At 64.5% G+C, this 21,344-nt stretch carries 18 protein-coding genes; 13 read left to right on the top strand and 5 right to left on the bottom strand.

The window, feature by feature from the left end; all coding sequences use genetic code 11:
* Positions 1–4 precede the first annotated feature (4 nt).
* From ribH to VM99_08600, 8 genes are all read left to right on the top strand, one after another.
* Positions 5–481 carry a 6,7-dimethyl-8-ribityllumazine synthase gene (gene ribH / locus VM99_08635; GenBank protein AKJ98125.1) on the top strand — a complete coding sequence of 159 codons (477 nt, stop codon included), beginning with the start codon at positions 5–7 and terminating at the stop codon, positions 479–481.
* Positions 478–978 (top strand): antitermination protein NusB, encoded by a 501-nt coding sequence (locus tag VM99_08630; protein AKJ98124.1) that lies wholly within the window; start codon positions 478–480, stop codon positions 976–978. The genes ribH and VM99_08630 overlap by 4 nt, the downstream gene beginning before the upstream one ends.
* 18 nt (positions 979–996) lie before the next feature.
* Positions 997–1,962 carry a thiamine monophosphate kinase gene (locus VM99_08625; GenBank protein AKJ98123.1) on the top strand — a complete coding sequence of 322 codons (966 nt, stop codon included), beginning with the start codon at positions 997–999 and terminating at the stop codon, positions 1,960–1,962.
* Complete coding sequence (locus tag VM99_08620; GenBank protein ID AKJ98122.1) at positions 1,959–2,462, top strand: phosphatidylglycerophosphatase; 504 nt, start codon at positions 1,959–1,961, stop codon at positions 2,460–2,462. The genes VM99_08625 and VM99_08620 overlap by 4 nt, the downstream gene beginning before the upstream one ends.
* An 11-nt stretch (positions 2,463–2,473) precedes the next feature.
* Positions 2,474–3,232, top strand: a complete 759-nt coding sequence (locus tag VM99_08615; GenBank protein AKJ98121.1) for an ABC transporter substrate-binding protein — start codon at positions 2,474–2,476, stop codon at positions 3,230–3,232.
* Positions 3,233–3,341: 109 nt separating this feature from the next.
* Positions 3,342–3,959, top strand: a complete 618-nt coding sequence (locus tag VM99_08610; protein ID AKJ98120.1) for a GTP cyclohydrolase — start codon at positions 3,342–3,344, stop codon at positions 3,957–3,959.
* On the top strand, positions 3,956–4,375 hold the full coding sequence (locus tag VM99_08605) for an MFS transporter (GenBank protein ID AKJ98119.1): 420 nt from the start codon (positions 3,956–3,958) through the stop codon (positions 4,373–4,375). Before VM99_08610 ends, VM99_08605 begins: the two co-directional genes overlap by 4 nt.
* Positions 4,375–5,160, top strand: a complete 786-nt coding sequence (locus VM99_08600; GenBank protein AKJ98118.1) for an iron-hydroxamate ABC transporter substrate-binding protein — start codon at positions 4,375–4,377, stop codon at positions 5,158–5,160. The genes VM99_08605 and VM99_08600 overlap by 1 nt, the downstream gene beginning before the upstream one ends.
* 126 nt (positions 5,161–5,286) lie before the next feature.
* On the opposite strand, the gene VM99_08595 is transcribed toward VM99_08600, so the two are convergent.
* The 5 genes from VM99_08595 to VM99_08575 all read right to left on the bottom strand — a co-directional run bounded on the left by VM99_08595 (position 5,287) and on the right by VM99_08575 (position 11,708).
* Entirely contained in the window at positions 5,287–7,167 is a 1,881-nt protein-coding gene (locus VM99_08595) for a TonB-dependent receptor (GenBank protein AKJ98117.1), read from the bottom strand.
* Between the two features lie 144 nt (positions 7,168–7,311).
* Positions 7,312–9,210 (bottom strand): 1-deoxy-D-xylulose-5-phosphate synthase, encoded by a 1,899-nt coding sequence (locus VM99_08590; GenBank protein ID AKJ98116.1) that lies wholly within the window; start codon positions 9,208–9,210, stop codon positions 7,312–7,314.
* A gap of 113 nt (positions 9,211–9,323) precedes the next feature.
* Positions 9,324–10,211 (bottom strand): geranyl transferase, encoded by an 888-nt coding sequence (locus VM99_08585; protein AKJ98115.1) that lies wholly within the window; start codon positions 10,209–10,211, stop codon positions 9,324–9,326.
* Positions 10,208–10,450 (bottom strand): exodeoxyribonuclease VII small subunit, encoded by a 243-nt coding sequence (locus VM99_08580; GenBank protein ID AKJ98114.1) that lies wholly within the window; start codon positions 10,448–10,450, stop codon positions 10,208–10,210. Before VM99_08580 ends, VM99_08585 begins: the two co-directional genes overlap by 4 nt.
* A 124-nt stretch (positions 10,451–10,574) precedes the next feature.
* Complete coding sequence (locus VM99_08575; GenBank protein AKJ98113.1) at positions 10,575–11,708, bottom strand: cell division protein Fic; 1,134 nt, start codon at positions 11,706–11,708, stop codon at positions 10,575–10,577.
* 270 nt (positions 11,709–11,978) lie between these two features.
* Here VM99_08575 and VM99_08570 point away from each other — a divergent pair, with 270 nt between their 5' ends.
* From VM99_08570 to VM99_08550, 5 genes are read left to right on the top strand one after another with little or no spacing between them, the layout of a single operon-like run.
* On the top strand, positions 11,979–12,767 hold the full coding sequence (locus tag VM99_08570) for a signal peptide protein (protein AKJ98112.1): 789 nt from the start codon (positions 11,979–11,981) through the stop codon (positions 12,765–12,767).
* Between the two features lie 33 nt (positions 12,768–12,800).
* Entirely contained in the window at positions 12,801–14,510 is a 1,710-nt protein-coding gene (locus tag VM99_08565; GenBank protein ID AKJ98111.1) for a hypothetical protein, read from the top strand.
* Complete coding sequence (locus VM99_08560; protein ID AKJ98110.1) at positions 14,495–15,157, top strand: hypothetical protein; 663 nt, start codon at positions 14,495–14,497, stop codon at positions 15,155–15,157. Before VM99_08565 ends, VM99_08560 begins: the two co-directional genes overlap by 16 nt.
* Positions 15,158–15,168: 11 nt before the next feature.
* Positions 15,169–19,722, top strand: coding sequence for a hypothetical protein (locus VM99_08555; GenBank protein ID AKJ98109.1), 4,554 nt, complete (start codon positions 15,169–15,171; stop codon positions 19,720–19,722).
* A gap of 1 nt (position 19,723) precedes the next feature.
* On the top strand, positions 19,724–21,343 hold the full coding sequence (locus VM99_08550; GenBank protein AKJ98108.1) for a hypothetical protein: 1,620 nt from the start codon (positions 19,724–19,726) through the stop codon (positions 21,341–21,343).
* The last annotated feature ends 1 nt before the right edge of the window (position 21,344 follow it).

The raw sequence follows: 21,344 nt of genomic DNA, 5'->3' as shown, positions 1-21,344 counted from the left end.
ACGAATGACCCTGAAGACCATCGAAGGTACCTTCATCGCCCCTAAAGGCCGCTATGCTCTGGTAGTCGGCCGTTTCAACAGTTTCGTGGTCGAGAGCCTGGTTGGCGGTGCGGTCGATGCCCTGGTTCGCCATGGCGTGAGCGAAAGCGACATCACCATCATCCGTGCGCCTGGCGCCTTCGAAATTCCGCTGGTTGCGCAGAAAGTCGCGCAAAAAGGCGAATACGCGGCGATCATCGCCCTGGGCGCGGTCATTCGTGGCGGTACCCCGCACTTCGAATACGTGGCCGGCGAGTGCACCAAGGGCCTGGCCCAGGTGTCCATGGAGTTCGGCGTACCCGTCGCCTTCGGCGTGCTGACCGTTGATTCCATCGAGCAAGCCATCGAGCGTTCCGGCACCAAGGCCGGTAACAAAGGTGCCGAAGCGGCCCTGTCCGCCCTGGAAATGGTCAGCCTGCTGGCGCAGTTGGAGGCCAAGTGATTAGCGACGAAAGCGATCGTTTCAACCCGCGCGATCCCAAGCCCGCCGATGCCGGCAAACCGTCGAAAAGCGCCAAGCGCCGCGAAGCCCGTCAGCTCGCGACCCAGGCACTTTATCAATGGCACATGGCCAAGCAATCGTTGAACGAGATCGAAGCGCAGTTCCGGGTCGATAACGATTTCAGTGATGTCGACGGCGCCTACTTCCGCGAAATCCTTCACGGGGTTCCGCAGTTCAAGACCGAAATCGACACCGCGCTTGCGCCGTGCCTGGACCTGACCATCGAAGAGCTGGACCCGGTTGAACTGGCGGTCTTGCGCCTGTCCACCTGGGAACTGCTCAAGCGCGTCGACGTTCCGTACCGCGTGGTGATCAACGAGGGTATCGAGCTGGCGAAGGTCTTCGGTTCCACCGACGGCCACAAGTTCGTCAACGGTGTCCTCGACAAGCTGGCCCCTCGCCTGCGTGAAGCTGAAGTGAAGGCGTTCAAGCGCTGAACGGCGCTTGCGGCGGCTATGGGCGAATTTGAGCTGATCCGTAATTACTTCGCCGCCGCGCCTTGTGCGCAGGGCGGCGAGGGCGTTGCGCTGGGGATCGGCGACGACTGCGCCTTGCTGGCTGTGCCTGTTGGGGAGCAACTGGCGGTGTCCACCGACACCCTCGTGGCCGGTGTGCACTTCCCTGATCCCTGCGATCCGTTCCTGCTCGGCCAGCGCTCGCTGGCCGTTGCGGTCAGCGACCTGGCCGCCATGGGCGCCACTCCGGTTGCCTTTACCCTTGCCCTGACCCTGCCGACGGTGACCGCCGATTGGCTGCTGGCCTATGCCCGCGGCTTGAACCAGATGGCCCAGGCTTGTGGCGTGACGCTGGTGGGCGGTGACACCACGCGAGGGCCGTTGAGCCTGACCCTGACGGTGTTTGGCCGAGTGCCTGCCGGCCAGGCCCTGACCCGTGGCGGCGCGCAACCTGGCGATCTGCTCTGCGTCGGCGGCGAGTTGGGCAATGCTGCTGGCGCCTTGCCGCTGGTGCTTGGCCAGCGCATCGCCGAAACCGCTGTCGCCGACTCCCTGCTGGCACACTACTGGTCGCCCCGGCCGCAGATCGACCTGGGCCTGGCGCTGCGGGGCAAGGCCCGCGCGGCAATGGATATTTCCGATGGCCTGCTGGCCGATTGCGGGCATATTGCCCAGGCATCCGCCGTGGCCATTGAGGTTGAACGGGACCGCCTGCCGTTGTCCAAGGCTTTAGTGGCGTTCCTTGGCATGCCGGGCGCGACGGATGCGGCCCTGAGTGGTGGCGACGATTACGTGTTGCTGTTTACCTTGCCGCCGGCCGGGTTGCCGGCGCTGCAAGCCGAAGGCAGGCCGATCCATGTGATCGGTCGCGTAGCGGCAGGCGAGGGCGTGACGCTGGTCGATCGCCATGGACAGGACATCACCCCGCACATCCGGGGCTACCAACATTTTCGGGAGACACCGTGACAGATCATCCCAACCAGGTCCCGGCGGAGTTCGTTCCGCCCTCGGTCTGGCGCAATCCCTGGCATTTCATGGCCTTCGGCTTCGGTTCGGGAACCTTGCCTAAAGCGCCGGGCACCTGGGGCTCGCTGGTTGCGCTACCCTTCATACCGTTGTGGCAGATGTTGCCGGACTGGGGCTACTGGCTGATGCTGGGCCTCACCATGCTGTTTGGCTTCTGGCTCTGTGGCAAAGTGGCGGATGACCTGCGGGTGCACGATCATGAAGGCATCGTCTGGGACGAAATGGTCGGCATGTGGATCACCCTCTGGCTGGTGCCGGAAGGCTGGTACTGGCTGGTAATGGGTTTCCTGGTGTTTCGCTTCTTCGATATCCTCAAGCCATGGCCGATCCGCTGGATCGACCGGCATGTTCACGGAGGCGTCGGTATCATGCTCGACGATGTCCTGGCCGGGGTCTTTGCCTGGCTGGCAATGCAAGGATTGGTGTGGTGTTTCACCTGAGGGAGCCAGGAATGGGCGTCAGCCGCGCACTACTGCTGTTGCTGTGTCTGGGGGCCTGCCTCGGCGTGCGGGCGGCCGACCCGGCGCCGCTGCCGGGCAAGATCCGCGCGGCCAGCGAGGAGTGGGCCAATTACACCCAGGCCGATGGCCAGGGCATGGCCTGGGACATCCTGCGCGAGGTGTTCGAGCCTGAAGGCGTCAAGCTGGAGATCCGCAGCGTGCCGTACACCCGCTCCATCGGGTTGGTGCAGCGCGGCGAAGTCGACGCACAGGTGGGCGCCTACCGCGATGAAACCGAAGGCCTGCTCTACCCTCACTGGCACTACGACGTCGATCACATCTATGCCCTGGGGCTGGCTTCCAAGCCGTCCCCGACGCTGACCACCGTCGGTAACTACCGGCTGGTGTGGATGCGTGGCTACGAATACAACAGCTACCTGCCCAACATCCGGCGTTACAACGAAATTCACCGGGCGGTGGGGATCTTGCCGATGCTTGCCCATGATCGTGCCGATTTCTATATCGATGCGCTGATGGAGATCCAGCAGGTGCTCGCCAAGGCCGACAATCCCCAGCAGTACAAGCTCTCGCCGTTGATCAACCTGCCGCTCTACCTGGGGTTTGCCAACAACGAGAACGGCCGGGCCTTGCGCGCGCTGTTCGACCGGCGCATGGAGGTATTGGTCAAGAGCGGCAAGTTGAAACCGATCTTCGAGCGTTGGAAACAACCCTATCCGTTCGACGAGAATGGCAATCCACCGAAGCCGTAATCAAACTTTTCGATGGTTATGGCCGACAATTCAGCCTAAGCGTCTGTCTTGACGTGCTGTTACAATGCCCGCCTCTGCGAAACTCCAGTACTAGATCAGGAGCACACCGGTGCCTGTCGTTTTTGTTGCCGCCTCCAAGCTGCCAACGCCCTTTGCGCAATTCACCATGCATGGTTTTCTCGATGAAGCCACCGGCCGCGAGCACGTCGTGCTGAGCCTGGGTGATTTCGCCGACGGCGCACCGGTGCTTGGCCGTCTGCATTCCGAATGCCTGACGGGCGATGCCTTGTTCAGCCAGCGCTGCGATTGCGGTTCGCAACTCGAAGCGGCCTTGCAGGCGATTGCCCGCGAAGGCCGGGGCGTATTGCTGTACCTGCGCCAGGAAGGCCGGGGCATTGGCCTGCTGAACAAGATTCGCGCCTATGAGTTGCAAGATGGCGGCGCGGACACCGTCGAGGCCAACGAGCGCCTCGGCTTTGCCGCCGACATGCGCGACTACAGCATCTGCCAGCCGATGCTCGAGCACCTGGGGGTCACGTCCTTGCGGTTGATGACCAACAACCCGCGCAAGGTCAAGGCGTTGACCGACATGGGCATCGTAGTGGCCGAGCGCGTGCCGCTGCACACCGGTCATAATCCCCACAACAAGCTCTACCTGGCGACCAAGGCCAGCAAGCTCGACCACATGATGGGCAACGAGCACCAGGGCGAGGTCGACCGGGCGTGACGCGTGGTCAGGTCCGGCGGCGGCTGTCCGTCACGTGGTGGCAGTACCTGGCGCTGGCCTTGCTGCCGCTGTTCGTGATCAACGCGGTGTTCGGCCAGGGCGAGGCGATCCTGCCGGTGCTGGCGATGCCGTTGTTCATCGCGGGCGTGGCGTCGATGTTTGTCAGCCTGCGTTTCTTCGGGCCCTACAAGAACGCCTTGATCGCCACCCAGAAAGCCCTCGACACGGCGGATGAGCCCCAAGCCTGGATTACCCTGGCCGCCCGTCGGCGTGCGGCGCTCCTGGTCGCCGCGCTGCCGGCCTGGGTCGGTGCGCTGGCGGTGTTCGTCGGCCTCGAAGCGGTGCCGTTGATGCTGCTGGCGTTGTCCACGGCCGTGTTGTTCTACCTGTACCGCATCCCGCGTCAACTCGGCTGATGCACCGCTGGCTGGCGGTTGTGCTGCTGGCCGTCAGTGCCTCGGCGGTTGCGGCCCCACGGGTGGTCAGCCTGGCGCCTTCGTTATCGGAAATCGTTGTCGAGCTCGATTGCGCCGACCTGCTGGTGGGCGTGCTGGACGGCGGTGAGCGTCCCGCCGTGCTGGAAAACCTGCCTTCGGTAGGGCGTTACGGGCAACTGGACATGGAGCGCTTGCTCAGCCTCAAGCCCGACCTGCTCCTGCTCTGGCCGGGCAGCGTCGGACCGGCCCAGCGCGAGCAGCTCAAGGGCCTGGGCATCGCCATCCATGTGGTCGACCCCCACGACCTCGACCAGTTGATCACGCAAATCGAAGCCATCGCCGCGCAGCTTGGCCGGCCGGAACGGGGCATGCAACGCGCGGCGCAGTTGCGCGAGCGCCTGGAGGGCCTGCGCCAACGCTACCGGCGCGAGCCACCGCTGCCGGTGTTCTATCAGGTGTGGGACCGGCCGCTCTATACCGTGGGCGGTGGCCAGATCATCAGCGATGCCCTGGCGGTGTGCGGCGCGCGCAATGTGTTCGCCGACCTGAGCCTGCCGGCGCCGCAAGTGAGCGTGGAGTCGGTGTTGCAGCGCAAGCCGCAGGCGATCCTGGCCACGGAACAGGCCCAGCTCGATGCCTGGAAAGCCTGGCCGGTGGCGCAAGGGCGATTGCTGCGGGTGACCGACAAGGGGCTGGAGCGGCCCAGTGGGCAGATGATCGAGGCGACGGCCCGGCTGTGTGAATTGATTGCGCCGGACAAATAGACCGCGGCGCTTGCAATCGCGAGCCAGCTCGCTCCACAGCTGACCGCGTCTTGAGCGACAACATCGATCAACTGTGGGAGCGGGCTTGCCCGCGAAGAGGCCAGTCCAGGCACCACAAGCTCTGGATCAGAGTGACGGTGTCCAGGTCACCCCAAACAACCACGTCCGACCTTCCTCCCGATACCCATACTGGGCCCCATCATGGCTATACAGCGCCCGGCTGTAACCCTTGTCCAGCAGGTTATCCACCTTCATCTCCAGTTTCACTTCCCGGCTCAGCGCCCAACCGCTGCGCAAGCCCAGGAGGGCATAACCACCCAGCGCATGGCGGTTGTTCTCATCGTCATAGCTGCTGCTCACCGCTTGCCAGGTCGCGCCGAGGCTCAGTCGGTCGAATGAACGGTCCAGATCCAGGCTCAGGGTCCGGCGGGCGCGGCGGGCCAGGGTGTGGCCGCTGTCCCTGTCCCGTGGATCGATCACGGCCACGGCCAGGTTGCCCTGCCAGCCGAACAGATCCTGCATCAAAGCCATTTCGACGCCGTTGATCCGCGCCGAGGCGACGTTCTGCGGGCGTGACTGGCTGCCGAAAATGATCGCGTCCTTGAGGTCAGTGCGATACAGCGAGGTCTCCAGGCGGGTGTCCTCGCCCAATTGGCTGCGCCATTGCAGTTCGTAGCTCTTGGCGGTCTCGGGGGTGAGGTTCGGGTTGCTGTAGTCCGGGTAGTACAGGTCGTTGAAGGTCGGCGCGCGAAAACTTTCGCTGTAGGTCAGCAACAGGTCGTTGCCCGGCGAAACCGGCAGGGTGAGGGTGCCGCTCCAACTGTTCTGGCCGCCGAATTGCTGGTTCTGGTCGCGTCGCAGGCCCAATTCGGTGGAAAACGCCTCGGCCTGATAGCGGTGCTGGATAAACGCGGCGCGGTTCCAGCGACTGTCCTCGTCGAACGATGTACTGCTGTTGACCCGATCCTCGTACCAATCGCCGCCCACGATCAGGCTGTTGTGCTCATCCAGCGTCACGTCGTTCTGCCAGGTCACGGAGTCGCGGTAGGTGTTGAACACTTCGCGGACATCGCTGAGCTTGTCGAAGGTCTTCTCTCGATTTTCGCTGTGGCCCACTTCGAGGCGGGATTTCCAGGTGTCGTTGATGCGTCCATCCACGTAGCTGCTGAAGCTGCTCACGGCAAACTCGCTGTACGGCTGCTGGGGCAGTGATTCGAACGTCGCCGGGTCAAAGCGGCCGAACGGGTTGTCGTATTCGCTCTTGCCGCGGTTATCCAGCAGATTCAGCCCGACTTCCAGGTTGTCTGCCAGCGCATGGCTCAGGCTCAGGCTCAGCGACTGGTTGCGGTTGGCGTCGTCGTCGCGGTCGCTGGCGTAGGAGGTGTGGGTCCGATTGGTGCCGGCGGATTCGTCCAGGCTGGCGCCGAGGTTGAAGCGCGTCTGTTCATCGCCGCCGGACAGCCCCAGGCTGCGCTCCCAGGTCTGGTGACTGCCGACGCCCAGGTGCAGGCGCGGTTGCAGGCCCTGTTCATGGCCTCGACGGGTAAAGATCTGGATGACCCCGCCCACTGCATCGGCGCCATAGAGGACCGAGCGCGAGCCCCGCAGTACTTCCACTCGCTCGATCTGGTTGATATTCAGCCGTTGCAGGTTGCTGTCACCGGAGGTGGCGTTGCCGATGCGCTGGCCGTCCACCAATACCAGGCTCTGGGCCGACTTGGTGCCGCGAATGTAGATCCCCGGCAGGCTGCCGCGTCCACCCAGCGGCGCGACCTGCACCCCCGGCACGTGACTGAGCAGGTCGCTGACGCTGGCCGGCTGCAAGTGTTCGATGTCGTCGCGGGTGAAGACCGTGTTGGCGGCACTGCTGTCATTTCGCGCCTCGACCTGGCGGTTGGCGCTGATCACGATGTCGGGCAGCTTCAGTGCCTGCTCGCGCTCGAACGTGTCGGCCAGCAGGTCGGGGGTTGGCAGTAGGGACAGGGTGAGGGCCAGGCGCAGTTTCATGGGTGTTCCGATCATGTGTGCTTCACGCAACCAATGTGGGAGCGGGCTTGCTCGCGAAGGCGGTGTGTCAGTCGAATTCGATATTGACTGATACACCGCCTTCGCGAGCAAGCCCGCTCCCACAGGGTTCGGTGGTGGTCTGAGTTACAACCCCAGCAACTGCAATCGCTGGCGCACCGAGGCTTCGATGCCGGCCTCGTCCAGGCCACACTCGGCCAGCATCTGGGCAGGCTTGGCGTGTTCGACGTAGATGTCCGGCAGGCCCAGGTGCAACACCGGCTTGAGCAGGTTTTCCCGGGCCAGGAACTCGCTGACCGCTGCCCCGGCGCCGCCCATGATGGCGTTTTCCTCGACGGTCACCAGCAGTTCATGGCCCGCAGCGATCTCGCGGACCAGTGCTTCGTCCAGGGGTTTGACGAAGCGCATGTCCACCACCGTGGCGTCCAGGGTCTGCGCGACCTTGAGGGCTTCGGCCAGTTGCACGCCGAACACCAGCAGCGCGGTTTGCCGGCCCTGGCGACGGATCACGCCCTTGCCGATCTCGATGGGGTCGAGGTTGGCTTCGATGGGCGCATTCGGGCCGGTTCCACGGGGGTAGCGCACCGCCGCCGGGCCATTGAACAGGTGGCCGGTGGTGAGCATTTTGCGCAGCTCGTTTTCATCACTCGGGGTCATCACCAGCATGCCGGGGATGCAGCGCAGGAATGACAGGTCGAAACTGCCGGCGTGGGTCGGACCGTCTTCGCCCACCAGGCCGGCACGGTCGATGGCGAACAACACGTCGAGGTTCTGCACCGCCACGTCATGCACCAATTGGTCATAGCCGCGTTGCAGGAAGGTCGAATAGATCGCCACCACCGGTTTCGCGCCTTCGCAGGCCATGCCGGCGGCGAGGGTCACGGCGTGCTGCTCGGCAATCGCCACGTCGAAGTAGCGCTGCGGGTAGCGTTCGCTGAACGCCACCAGGTCCGAGCCTTCCTTCATGGCCGGAGTGATGCCCACCAGGCGCGGATCGGCGGCGGCCATGTCGCACAACCACTGGCCGAACACGCCGGAATACTTCGGTCCGCCGGCTTTTTTCGGGGCGGCGGCCGGTGCGTCCAGGGGTTCGAGCTTGGTGATGGCGTGATAGCCGATCGGGTCGACTTCCGCCGGGGCGAAGCCTTTGCCCTTCTTGGTGACCACGTGCAGGAACTGCGGGCCCTTGAGGTCGCGCATGTTGCGTAGGGTGGCGATCAATGTGGGCAGGTCGTGGCCGTCGATGGGGCCGATGTAGTTCCAGCCCAGTTCTTCGAACAGCGTGCCGGGAACCAGCATGCCCTTGGCGTATTCCTCGGTGCGCCGGGCGATTTCCCAGGCACCGGGCAGGCGCGACAGGACCTTCTTGCTGCCTTCGCGCATGCTGGCATAGGTACGGCTGGAGAGAATCTTCGCCAGGTAGTTGGACAAACCACCGACGTTGCGCGAGATCGACATGTCGTTGTCGTTGAGGATCACCAGCATGTTGGCGTTGACTTCCGGCGCGTGGTTCAGCGCCTCGAACGCCATGCCGGCGGTCAGTGCGCCGTCGCCGATCACGGCAATGGCCTTGCGGTCGCTGTTCTGCAGGCGGGCGGCAATCGCCATGCCCAGGGCGGCGCTGATGGACGTGCTGGAGTGGCCGACGCCAAAGGTGTCGTATTCGCTCTCGGAGCGGCGCGGGAATGCCGCCACGCCGTCCTTCTGGCGCAACGTGCCCATGCGCTCGCGACGGCCGGTAAGGATCTTGTGCGGGTAGGCCTGGTGCCCCACGTCCCACACCAGCCGGTCGTCCGGGGTGTCGAACACGTAGTGCAAGGCGATCGTCAGCTCGATGACGCCCAGGCCGGCCCCGAAGTGCCCACCGGTCTGGCCGACCGTGTAGAGCAGTTCCAGGCGCAACTCATCGGCCAGGGTTTCCAGCTCGGCTTCACCCAACCGGCGCAGGCCGTCCGGCGTGTTGGCACGGTCCAGCAGGGGCGTGGTCGGGCGCTTGCGGGGAATCTCTTGAAACGTCGTGGGCATCAGGCGAATCGTTATAGGTATAGAAAGAGGCGGCAGTTTACCTTATGCATCGCAAGCTGCCCACGCGTTGGCCGGAACTTGGCCGATACGCAGTCTGAAGGGTTGACCCCGTATCAGCTGCGTCGTTCGACGATATAGCGGGCCAGCTCACGCAACGGCTCGGCCGCCGCGTCAAAGGGTCGCAGCGCGGCCAGGGCCTGGTCGCGCAGCTCCAGGGCGTAGGCCTTGGCGGCATCGAGGCCGAGCAGGGCCGGGTAAGTCGGCTTGTCGCGGGCGATGTCGGCACCCTGGCGTTTGCCGAGGGTCTGGGTATCGCTTTCGACGTCGAGGATGTCGTCCTGCACCTGGAACGCCAGGCCGATGGCTCGGGCGTAGGCTTGCAAGGCGTGCAACTGCTCCGGCGTGGCCCGACCGCTGGCGAGGGCGCCCAGCTTGACGCTGGCCTCGATCAGCGCACCGGTCTTGTGCCGATGCATGTATTCCAGCGCGTCCTGGTCCAGTTTCAGGCCCACCGAACCGAGGTCGATGGCCTGGCCGCCGACCATGCCGGCAGGGCCCGCCGCCAGCGCCAGGGCACTGACCATGTCCAGGCGGATCTGCGCCGGGCAATCGCTCAGGGCGGGGTCGAGCAGGGCGCTGAAGGCCAGGCTCTGCAACCCGTCGCCGGCGAGAATCGCGCAGGCTTCGTCGAATTGCTTGTGCGTGGTGGGCTGGCCGCGACGCAGGTCGTCGTCGTCCATGGCCGGCAGATCATCGTGGACCAGCGAGTAGGCGTGGATCAGCTCCACCGCGCACGCCGCGCCGTTGGCCTGCCGAGCCTCGCCGCCCAGCGCTTCGCAGGCGGCATAGGCCAGCAGCGGGCGGACACGCTTGCCGCCGTTCATCACGCTGTAGCGCATGGCTTCGTACAACCGCGCCAGCTCCGGGCTCGGAGCGCTGAACAAGGTGTCCAATGCAGCATTGACCCGGGCCTGGCTGCTGGCCTGATAGGCGGCGATCATTCAGGTTGTTCCGCGTCGAAAGGCTCTTCGGTCAACTCGCCGTCGCGTTCGAGCAGCAATTGCACTTTCTGCTCGGCCTGGGCCAGCGCCGCCTGGCAGTCGCGAGTCAAGCCGATACCCTGCTCGAAGGCGGTCAGCGAGTCTTCCAGCGACAATTCGCCGTTCTCCAGCCGCTCGACCAGCGTTTGCAGGTCGGCCAGAGATTGTTCGAAATCCAGTGCTGCTTTTTTACGGGCCATGGCGGCGCTTCCGGTTGACTGTTAAACCGGCGCGACACTAGCAGACATGGGGGGTTGGGGCAAATCAGGGGGGTGCGTGCTTCGCGCTCCGGCGGGGATGGATTCCCTTGCCGCGAAGGCGATCTCACGGCTCTGGGTAATTGATGTTGTATCGAGTGCTGCGCCCACCTCCTGGCAGGCGCTGCAGGCAACCTTTCTCCAGTAACTCCGCCAGGTGTCGGGTTGCCGTCGCCTTCGATACCTTGGCCACGGCCTGGTACTGAGCGGCGCTGATTCCCTGCTCGAAACCCCTTTCGCCCCCATCGAGTAATCGGTTCAGTACCTTGGTCTGTTCTGGGGTGATTGCTGACGAGCGATGAGCTTGCCAGAACCGTGCCTTGCCCAGCACTCGCTCGATCTGCGACATGGCTTTTTGCAGGCTGCGCAACAGGGTCTGCAGGAACCAGATGAGCCAATCGGTAATGTCCAACGTGGCTTTCTGGCAGTGTTCGAGGACACGGTAATAGCCCGCGCGGTTGTCCAGGATGCTCACGGACATGGCGTGGAAACGAATCGCCTGGGGTTCGCCTTGGGCCAGTGCAAGGTCAGTCAGGGCACGGGTAAGGCGACCATTGCCATCATCGAACGGGTGCAGGGTGACAAACCAGAAGTGGGCGATTCCGGCACGCAGCAGAGGGTCGAGCCCAGCCTGGTGACGACTGGCCTCGAACCAGTTGATGAACGTTTGCAGTTGCTGTTCCAGGCCTTGTCGAGGCGGCGCTTCGAAATGAACGGTGGGACGGTCCAGCCTGCCCGAAACCACTTGCATCGGTTCCTCGCCGCGCAACGCGCCGACGCGGATCTGCCGGTGAGTAAAAGCGGCCTGCTCAGGAAACAACCACTCATGCCACTCCAGTAATCGCTCGACCGTCAGGGGGTGATTGAAATGTCGGGTTGCGTCCAGCAGCAGTTGTGCCAGGCCTTCGCTGCGCGGGCTGACCGGATTGTCGTCAGCCCATTCGAGCCCCAGGCGCCGGGCCAGGGACGAGCGTACCGACCCTACGTTCAGTTGTTCGCCTTCGATGGCCGACGAGGTCACGATGTTTTGCAGCAGCGCATCCAGCTCGTTCTGCGCGTTGAGCGAGGTCGTGACGGCACCGGTCATGCCCAGCAGTTGGCCTTGGGCTTGCACGCATTCACGTAGCAAGGGCGCCAATGCTTCGGGCTGCCAGCGAAAGTCGGGCCAATCGGGCTGTTGCCAGATCCAGTGAGGTGTCATGAGTCTGTCCAGACAGTGATGAGCCGAATAGTAACGCTATTCGGCTCATTTTGTGAGCCGAATAGGACGGCTAATCGGCTCACGCATTGCTCAGTCCGTGATTTCCCACACAGAATCGCGCGTTCCCCGATTGTGAATCATTGGCCGAATCGCTAACCTTCGCGCCATCTACAGCCCCCGTATGGCGGGCTTTCGGACGAAACCTGATAAATGATAAAAAATGCGCCGGGGAAGGGCGCCAGGTTGCGTTGTGCATGGCAGGAGGCATACATGCGTTTTCCTACACTGTTGATCGCGTTGGTGGTCGCACCCTTGGCGTGGGCGCAGCCTTCGGCGCAGATGTCCGAGCCGGTGGGCGGCTGGCGCTACAGTGGCCTGCTCGATCGCACGGAAAATCCCCAGGTTGCCTACCCCACGCCCCCCATCGACCGGGGCGTGCAGCGCAATCGCACGATGATCGAAGGCCAGATCAAGGCCATGGGCACGATGCGCCAACCCCACAGCCTGGCGGTCAACGGCAATCCACTGAACCTCTATACCGACGACGAAGGGCGTTTCGCCCGGCCGTATGCGTTTGGCGCCGGTTCCAACAGCGTCGAAGTGCGCAGTTCCGAGGGCCGGTCGCTCAAGCGGGTGCAGTTCTATGAAGCCAACAACCTGCGCACCCCGGCACAGATCCGGGTGGTGCTGGGTTGGGACGATCCCAAGGCCGAGCTGGATCTGCATATCGTCACACCGGACGGCCAACATGCATTCTTCGGCCAGCCTGCGCTGAGCAACGGCGGCGGCCTGGACCCGGATGGCGTCGATGGCCCCGGCCCGGAAATGTTCACCATGACCGCGCCGATGCACGGCACCTACCTGGTCTACGTGAACTATTGGGGCAACTACGGCAGCGGTGGCTACAACTTCGATGAAGGCAGCAACCAGAACGAGGTAATCACCTCGCAGATCAACCTGGTGCTCAACGAAAACACCGTCGACGAAAAACGCGAGACCTTTGTCGTGCCCCTGCGCGCCATTGGCGATCTGCTGCTGGTCAAGACTTTCAACTACTAATTCCGCTCCACGGATGAACAGGCCCTTGTGAATATGAGCGACAACACTGCTTCCCCGACCACTGCGACAGCTGTCGCTAAACCTGCGCGTCGCTGGCCGGCGTTGCTGATCGGGCTGTGCCTGGTGGCCGGTGTAGCCGCCGGGTTGGGCTGGTTCATGCACAAGCCCAAGGCACCGCCCACGGCGCTGGCCCTGGAGAAACTCGGCCTGAGCCGCCCCGACGGCTTGCTCGAGGCCCATTCCCTGAGCCAGTTGCCCAAGGACCTGCTGGCGGTGCCGTTCCTCAAGGCCACGCTCACCGAAGACTTCGTCTTCTACTACGAAGCCCACGCCGACCGCCTCGGCCTGATCGGCAGCCTGCGCCGGATCATCTACGAGCATGACCTGAAGTTGCAGGACAGCCTGATCGAGGAACTGTTCGACCAGCCGGCCGATGTCGCGCTGTGGCGTGGGGCCGATGGTCGCCTCAAGGATTTCCTGCTGGTGATGGACCGCGGTGGCTTGGCCAAGGTGCTGGAGCCGCTGGCCAAGGTTGCCCTGGACGATACGCAACTGAGCAAACTCAGCGACCTGCGGGTCGGCGGCGACGATGTCGCGCTCTATCAACTGACCTACAACGCCAGCAAATCCCTGGTCTTCGCCTCCCATGGCGACAAGCTGGTGGTGCTGTCCAACCCGACCAAGCTCTACGACCCGGCCAACGGCCCATTGGAGGAGCGCGGCAGTGTGTCGACCACCGCCCTGGCGGCGCTGCTCAACGGCGACAAACTCTTCCCCGAAGCCTTCGGTCTGCCGGCCAAGGCACCGGAGGTCAAGCAACGCATTTCGGTCAACGCCAGCGTACTCGCCATGGGTTACCAGCGGTTCATCCCGAATTTCGCCGGGCTGCGTTTCGACATGGACGACAAGGGCTGGCACAGCTTCCTGGCCATGGACGAACTGGAAAACCAGCCAGACTTCGACTTCAAGCCGATCTGGCAAGCCATGCCCATGGGCGCCAGCGCCTGCGTGACCTTGCCCCTGGCGGCTGCGCCCCAGAAGCCGCTGCTGGTAAAACTTGGCGCCGATGAAAAGGCCGCCCAGGCCATGATCGACCACGTGACCGGCGCGGCCGGCCTGTGCTGGTACGCCGATTCGCGTCTTTACACGCCGTTGCTGGTGGCGAGCCTGAACGAAGACGACGGCAAGCTCGACGCCGATCTGGGCCAGTTGTTCGGTTCGATGGTGGGCGCCTACGAAAACAATGTCGCTGAGCACGCCTTCCCTGTGGTCGAGAAGCAGGAAGGCGCGATGCACCAGTGGCAACGGCAGGTGAGTTCCAACTTCGGTCCTTACCTGGCCAAGGATTCGCTGCAACCGGACGCCATCACCGGCAAGGCGTTCATGCGGGTCAGCCTGGCGCGCCACGGGTCGACGCTGTTGTTTTCCCTGGACGACAAGCTGGTGGACAAGGCCCTCGGCACCCTCGACAAGCGCTTCCCGCCGATGGCTGACGTAGTGCCCAAGGACCTGCTGATGCCGATCTATTTCGGCCCGGACTCCATCGCGCAGTTGATGCAGCACGAAACCCTCGACAGCCTGCCCCAGGACATGGAGCCGGTGTTCTACAACGCCGCGCAAACCTATCTGATTCCGAAGCTGCGCACCCTCGGTGGCTACGGCAAGTACGCCCTGACGTTGCCGGCCGGCAGTGAGCCGGACGGTCACTGGCAATGGCTGCCGCTGGAATGGAAAGCGCTGTGACCGCACGGATGCGCAATCCCCGGTCGTGGGTGTTGCTGCTGGCGCTGTTGCTGGCGGGGCAGGCGTTCGCGCTCGAGACGCCGGCGCTGGATGTGGAGCAGTCCAAGGTCTTTCGGGCCTGGTTCGTGCGCATCGCCCAGGAGCAACTGACCCGGGGCCCGAGCCCGCGCTGGTACCAGCAGGATTGTGCCGGGCTGGTGCGTTTTGCCGCCAACGAGGCGCTGAAGGTCCACGACGACAAATGGCTGCGCAGCAATGGCCTGTCCAACCGCTACCTGCCACCTGAGCTGCCGTTGAGCGATGCGCAGCGCCGCCTCGCCCAGCAATGGCAGCAGGGCGGCGGCAAGGTCGGCCCTTACGTCAACGCCATCAAGCTGATCCAGTTCAACAGTCGCCTGGTGGGGCGCGATGTCGCCCAGGCCCGCCCCGGCGACCTGATGTTCTTCGACCAGGGCGACGACCAGCACCTGATGATCTGGATGGGCCGCTACATCGCCTATCACACCGGCACCACCACCCCTACCGACAACGGCATGCGCTCCGCAAGCCTGCAACAACTCATGAACTGGAAGGACACCCGATGGATACCCGACGCAGCCAACCCCAACTTCATCGGCGTCTATCGACTCAACTTTCTCTCCCAATGACCGGTGCCCGCATGCTGCGCTTGTGTTCGAAACTACCCCTGTTGTTTGCCTTGTTGCTGGCACCTGTCGTCAACGCCGAAGACACGGTGGAGCCCAGCGGCTACACGCCCGTGTCCGGCGAGAGCTTCTTCCTGCTGGCCGACAGCAGTTTCGCCAGCGACGAACAGGCCATGGTTCGCCTCGAAGCGCCGGGCCGCGACTACCGCCGGTTCCGCATGGAGCCCTATGGCGGTGCCGACATCCGCGTCTATCGCATCGACAAGCCGCTGGATTTCCTCAAGCGCCAGAAAAACCTGCACCGCGTGGTCAGTGATGGTCAGTTCAAGGGCGAAGGCTTGTCGAACACCCTCGCGTACCTGTGGGACAACTGGTATCGCAAGTCTCGCCGGGTGATGCAGCGGGCGTTCTCCTACGAGTCTCGCCAGCAAGTGACCGAAGAAGTGCCGGAGCTGAAGATCGGCGACGCCCTGGTCGCGCCGACGCCGTACGACGCACCGGCCCAGTTTGCCTTGATCCCGGGACTGCCGGTGGTCAGCCAGTTCCGTTACCCGCTGTGGCAAGCCAAGCCGATCCAGCCGCCTGCCGGGGTCAACCTGGCAGGCTCGTCCAGTGAGTTCGTCAGCGTCGCCCCGGGCAACGTCTACGTGCCGCTGGGCCAATTGAAACCAGGCCTGTACCTGGTGGAAGCGCTGATCGGCAAGTACCGGGCCACCACCATGGTCTTCGTTTCCAACACCGTGGCGGTGAGCAAGATCGCCGGCGACGAACTGCTGGTCTGGGCCGCGCGCAAGCATGAAGGGCGCTCGGTGCCCAAGGTCAACGTGCTGTGGACCGACGGCCTGGGCGTGATGAGCAGCGGTGCCACCGACGAGGATGGCTTGCTGCGCCTCAAGCACGTGAGCCCGGAGCGTTCGTTCGTCATTGGCGAGGACGAGGAGGGCGGGGTCTTCGTTTCGGAAAACTTCTACTACGACAGCGAAATCTACGACACCAAGCTCTACGCCTTCACGGACCGGCCGCTGTACCGCCCGGGGGATTGGGTGTCGCTGAAGATCGTCGGTCGTGAGTTCAAGAACGCCCGTGATTCGGTGCAGCCGACGGCCGCCGACGTCAACGTCAGCGTGCTGGATGCCACCGGCACCGCCTTGCAGACCCTGGCCCTGAAGCTCGATTCCAAGGCCGGGACCCAAGGCCGCTTCCAACTGCCGGAAAACGCCGTCGCCGGTGGTTATGAGCTGCGCTTCAGCTACAAGGACCAGCTCTACAGCAGCGCCTTCCGTGTGGCCGAATACATCAAGCCGCACTTCGAGATCGCCCTGAACCTGGCCAAGCAGGACTACCGCACGGGCGAACCGGTCAAGGGCAACCTCGTGTTGCTGTACCCGGATGGCAAGCCGGTGGTCAATGCCAAGGTCAGTCTGAGCCTGCGCGCCCAGCAACTGTCGATGGTGGACAACGAGCTGCAATACCTGGGGCAATTCCCGGTAGAACTGACCAGCAGCGAAGTGACCACCGATGACAAGGGCAACGCGACCCTCGACCTGCCGGCCGCCGACAAGCCGAGCCGCTACACCCTCACCGTATTCGCCAGCGATGGCGCGGCGTATCGGGTCAAGACCACCAAGGAAATCCTGATCGACCGCGGCGCGGCGAACTTCAGCCTGGGCGCCCGCCAGCGTTTCAGTGCGGTCGGCGAGAAGGTCGCGTTCAGCTACGCCAACGTAGGTGGCAGCGAGCAAAGCAAAGCCGTGACACCGGGCAGCTACGCCTGGGTGCGCCTGGAAGACCAGAGCACCGGCGACGGCAAGCTGACGGCCAAGGACAAAGGCTTCAGCCTGACCTTCGACCGGCCCGGTACCTACAACCTGACCCTCAAGGACGAACACGGCCGGGTCATCGGCGCCACCGCCCATGCGGTGACGGGCGACGGCATCAAGGCCGTGCCGGGCACTGTCGAGATCGTCCTCGATAAAGCCGAGTACAAGACCGGCGACGAAGCCCTGGCATTGATCACGTTCCCTGAGCCGGTCAGCGATGCGCTGCTGTCCCTGGAACGTGACAAGGTCGAGGCCACGGCGCTGCTGTCCAAGGGCGGCGACTGGCTGAAGATGGAAAAGCTCAGCGAGACCCAGTATCGCGCGCGCATCCCGGTCAAGGACGCCTTTGCGCCGAACATGACGTTCTCGGTGCTCTACACCAAGGGTGGCCAGTACAGCTTCCAGAACGCCGGTCTGAAGGTGGTCACGCCGCAGATCGACGTCGCCGTCGTCACCGACAAGGCCAGCTACCGGCCGGGCGATACGGTCACCGTTGACCTGAGCACCCAGTTCGCCGGCAAGGCGATCCCGGCGCACCTGACGGTCAGCGTGGTGGACGAAATGGTCTACGCCCTGCAGCCGGAAGTGGCGCCGACCATCGACCAGTTCTTCTACCACCCGCGGCGCAACAACGTGCGCACCAGCGCCAGCCTGTCGTTCATCAGCTACGACGTGGCATTGCCGGGCAGCCCAGGCGCACCGGGCAAGGCCAACCGCAGCGAGCGTGGCGTCAAGGTGCTGGAGCGCCCGCGTCGTGAAGACGTCGACACCGCTGCCTGGCAGCCGGAGCTGGTCACCGATGCCAGCGGCAAGGCCCGTTTCACCTTCAAGATGCCGGACTCCCTGACCCGCTGGCGCATCACTGCCCGGGCCATCGCCGACGATGGCCAGGTGGGCCAGAAGAAACAATTCATCGCTTCGGAAAAACCTCTGTACCTGAAGTGGAGCGGCCCGACCCGCTTCCGCGCGGGCGACAAGCCGCAATTGGGCCTGTTCGCCTTCAGTCAGTCGGAGAAACCGTTGAAGGCCGAGTTGTTGATCCGTTACGCCGGCGCTGAACAACGGCTGGTGGCGGAACTGAAGAAAGGCATCAACTACGTGGCGCTGCCGGCCATGGAACTGAGCAACGGCGACCTGAGTGTCCAATTGCAATTGAACGGCGAGACGCAGGACGCCCTGGCCGTGAACCTGAACGCCAGTGGCAGCGGTTGGCAAGTGACCCAGGGCCAGCGCGTCGATGTGGCGGGCGGCGATACCCCGCTGAACCTGCCGGCCGACGCCAGCGATATCCGCCTGCGCCTGGACGACAGTCCGCAAGCGCTGTTCCGGTCGGCCCTGGACGATCTGCTGGGCTACCCCTATGGCGGCGTCGAACAGACGGCCAGCCAATTGCTGCCGTTGAGCATCGCGTACCCGAGCCTGGCGTCGAGCCCCCAGACCCGTGACCGCTTGCGCCTGATCATGCAAAACAGTCGCCTGCGCCTGGTGCAGATGGCCGGGCCGTCGGCGAGCTTCACCTGGTGGGGCCAGGACGGTGAGCCGGATGCATTCCTGACCGCTTATGCCTATTACGCCGACTGGTACGCCAGCAAGGCCCTGGACATCAGCCTGCCGCCGGAACACTGGCAGCGCGTGCTGGAGGTCTACGCCAAGCAGGCCGGTGATACGCCGCTGTTGCAGCGGGCGCTGATCCTGTCGTTCGCCAAGCAGATGCAACTGCCGGTGAACACCTTGCTCAGCGGCCTGATGGACGACCTGGCCAAGGCCCGTGGCGCGGGTGCCGACAGCGTGATGGACGGCGGTGAAGACAGCCTGGTCATGAACGCGCCGGATTCGGCCCTGGGCCTGGCGAGCGCCCGCGTCTTGGCCGCGTCCCTGGCCAGGCAGCTGAAAATGCCGTTGCCAGAGGCGTTCAATCGCCAGGTGGACGCTGCGCAGCAGCAACTGGCGGTCAGTTCCGCACCGTTTGCCGAGGCACTGGTGCTGTCGCTGCAAGCCTTTGACCCTGCTCGCGCCAAGGCTTTGCTGGAGCGAGTGCTGCCACAACAGTCGACCCTGGAGCGGGCCCTGGTTTTGAGCTGGCTGCAACGCAGCATCGAACAAGCTGCGCCGGCGGTCACGCTGACGCCGGGTGACGGTTGGAAAGCCCGACAAGGCGCCACCGGTGAAACCTACTGGCAATGGCAGGGCGCGCAGGTTCCGACCTCGCTGGCCCTCAACGGTGCCCAGGAACGTCCGCTGCAAGCAGCCCTGAGCTTCCAGAGCCAGCAACCGCCCGTGGCATCGATGGCCGTCTCGATCACCCGTCGCCTGTCACGCCTGGTGCCGGGCGACGAAGCGTTCACCTTCAAGCTCGAACCGGTGGGCAACAAACCGTTGTCCAGCGACAGCCTGTACCTGGACGAAGTGATCATCAACAGCAAGGCGCCGACGCCGCTGCGCTACGGCATGCTCGAAGTGCCGCTGCCGCCGGGCGCCGATGTGGAGCGCACCACGTGGGGCATCCAATTGGTGGGCAAGGCCGACAGCGAACCGACGGCCCTGGAAAAGGCGCGCTTCGAGCCGGGCCAGATGGCCTACGCGGTGCCGGTGGATGCCCTCAGTGGCGAGTTGCGCTTGCGTCATCTGGTGCGCTTCTCCCAGAAGGGCCAGTTCAACCTGCCGCCGGTGCGCTTCACCCAGGTCTACGCGCCGCAGAATCAGGCGCGGGAACAGAAACCGGCGCTCGGTCAGGTCACGGTCAACTGACATGCGCAGGCGGCTGGCCTGGTGTCTGTTGTGCCTGATTCCTGCGCTGGCAACGGCGCAGGACGAGCCGCTGCGCCTGGCCTTCGACGGCCAACTGCTGCGGGTGAGCCCGGCGCAGGTGCTGGATCGCCAGCCGCTGCCCGACACCTTGCAGGCACCGTTGGGCAGCCTGTGGAAACTATTCGTCTACGCCTGGCTGGTGGACACCGATGCTCGCGAGCCGGCCTATGCCTGTCGCGGTGAATCGAAGGAAGAAGTCTATTGCTGCAATGCCGGGCAGAGCATCGGCCGCGACCAGGCCCTGGTGAAGTCTTGCGGCTTGTACTTCGAGCCGCAGCGGCTCGGGCTCTCGGCGGCCAGCTGGCGTGACTACTGGCAAACCCGCCAGGCACCGGCCTGGCTGCTGGACCTGCCGACCCTGCAACCCCAGACCCAAGTGCCGGTCGCCGAGCTGCTCAAGGCCCTGGCTTCCTTGCCGGCCCAGGATCAGGCGCGCCGGGTGCTGCTGGACGTGGTGCTCAATGCGGCGGACGGCCGGTTGGTGGGCGAGTTGGGCAGTCGCTTGCGGGTCAAGACCTGGAGCTGGCTGGGCGACCAAGGCCCTGCATCGCGCCAGGGCGGTTTCGCCGGTTGGCTGGTGGACGGCACGCCCGTCTGGGCCGGTGGGCGTGGCACCAGCCAGCAGGTCCTGAAGGTCTATGGCGGGGGTTTGGCGGCGGCGCTGCCGTCCCGCTGGCCGGCGGAAACCGGGCGCTGCGTGGAGGTGGGCTTGTTTGCCCGCTATCCATTGCAGCGGGTGCTGTCCGGCGACCGTCCGGCCACACCGGGGCAACTGCGAGGTGATTACCGGGTCGAGTTCGTCAACGGCAACCAACTGGATATCCACAGCGATGGCGAACTGTTCCTGACGCCCGGCAAGCTGGTCGCGCGACTGGATCGGGAGGAGTACGTCGCCCGGGTCCTGCAACGCGAAGCCAAGGCCGAACCCGCCGAGGCCGCCAAGGCGCTGGCCGTGGCGATCCGCACCTACCTGCTGCAGAACGCCCAGCGCCATGGCGACTGCCTGAGCATTGACGACAGCAGCCACCGCCAGCGTGTCGCGCCTCGCCCGGCCGCCCCCGAAACCCGGGCCATCGCAGCCTGGACTAGCGACCTGGTGCTGGCCGGCACCGACGTGACCTATCACTCCGACCAGGCCGGCCCGGACAAATTGTCCTGGCTGCAAGCGGTGGAGCAAGCCAACGCCGGCCAGCGCTACGACGCCATCCTGTTGCACGCCTACCCCCGCGCCAGCCTCAGCCGCTGGGACAATCCGGTGGCGTCCTGCGAGGCGCTGCCCGCGGCCCAGGACTGGCTGCTGAAGCAGCGGCGGGGCTGGCGTTCGCGCCTGGAAAGCGAAGTCGGCTACAACGAGATCAGCACCTTCGCCGTCTGCCGCGTTGCCTTCGGCCGGCCTTATGTCGACCGCGAGCGCCAGCGCATCTACGTGCGCGGCGTGCTGTCGCTGCAAGACCGCCTCGACCTGACACATGAATACCTGCACCTGGCCTTTGAAGCACATCCCAACGGCCAGGACGAAGACTATATCGAAGGGCTCGCCCGTCACCTCTTGCTGGAATAGA

This window comes from Pseudomonas chlororaphis (assembly GCA_001023535.1).
Classification (GTDB): Bacteria; Pseudomonadota; Gammaproteobacteria; order Pseudomonadales; family Pseudomonadaceae; genus Aquipseudomonas; species Aquipseudomonas chlororaphis_E.
Note: the sequence above shows the minus strand (reverse complement) of the source record. Positions and strands in the feature narration are given on the sequence as shown.

Bases quoted from the DNA above. Each gene is read 5' to 3' on its own strand.
- VM99_08560 (AKJ98110.1), top strand. From the start codon at position 14,495: ATGGAAAGCGCTGTGACCGCACGGATGCGCAATCCCCGGTCGTGGGTG.
- ribH (AKJ98125.1), top strand. From the start codon at position 5: ATGACCCTGAAGACCATCGAAGGTACCTTCATCGCCCCTAAAGGCCGC.
- VM99_08625 (AKJ98123.1), top strand. From the start codon at position 997: ATGGGCGAATTTGAGCTGATCCGTAATTACTTCGCCGCCGCGCCTTGT.
- VM99_08565 (AKJ98111.1), top strand. From the start codon at position 12,801: ATGAGCGACAACACTGCTTCCCCGACCACTGCGACAGCTGTCGCTAAA.
- VM99_08585 (AKJ98115.1), bottom strand. From the start codon at position 10,211: ATGATCGCCGCCTATCAGGCCAGCAGCCAGGCCCGGGTCAATGCTGCA.
- VM99_08575 (AKJ98113.1), bottom strand. From the start codon at position 11,708: ATGACACCTCACTGGATCTGGCAACAGCCCGATTGGCCCGACTTTCGC.
- VM99_08590 (AKJ98116.1), bottom strand. From the start codon at position 9,210: ATGCCCACGACGTTTCAAGAGATTCCCCGCAAGCGCCCGACCACGCCC.
- VM99_08600 (AKJ98118.1), top strand. From the start codon at position 4,375: ATGCACCGCTGGCTGGCGGTTGTGCTGCTGGCCGTCAGTGCCTCGGCG.
- VM99_08615 (AKJ98121.1), top strand. From the start codon at position 2,474: ATGGGCGTCAGCCGCGCACTACTGCTGTTGCTGTGTCTGGGGGCCTGC.
- VM99_08580 (AKJ98114.1), bottom strand. From the start codon at position 10,450: ATGGCCCGTAAAAAAGCAGCACTGGATTTCGAACAATCTCTGGCCGAC.
- VM99_08555 (AKJ98109.1), top strand. From the start codon at position 15,169: ATGCTGCGCTTGTGTTCGAAACTACCCCTGTTGTTTGCCTTGTTGCTG.
- VM99_08595 (AKJ98117.1), bottom strand. From the start codon at position 7,167: ATGAAACTGCGCCTGGCCCTCACCCTGTCCCTACTGCCAACCCCCGAC.
- VM99_08550 (AKJ98108.1), top strand. From the start codon at position 19,724: ATGCGCAGGCGGCTGGCCTGGTGTCTGTTGTGCCTGATTCCTGCGCTG.
- VM99_08570 (AKJ98112.1), top strand. From the start codon at position 11,979: ATGCGTTTTCCTACACTGTTGATCGCGTTGGTGGTCGCACCCTTGGCG.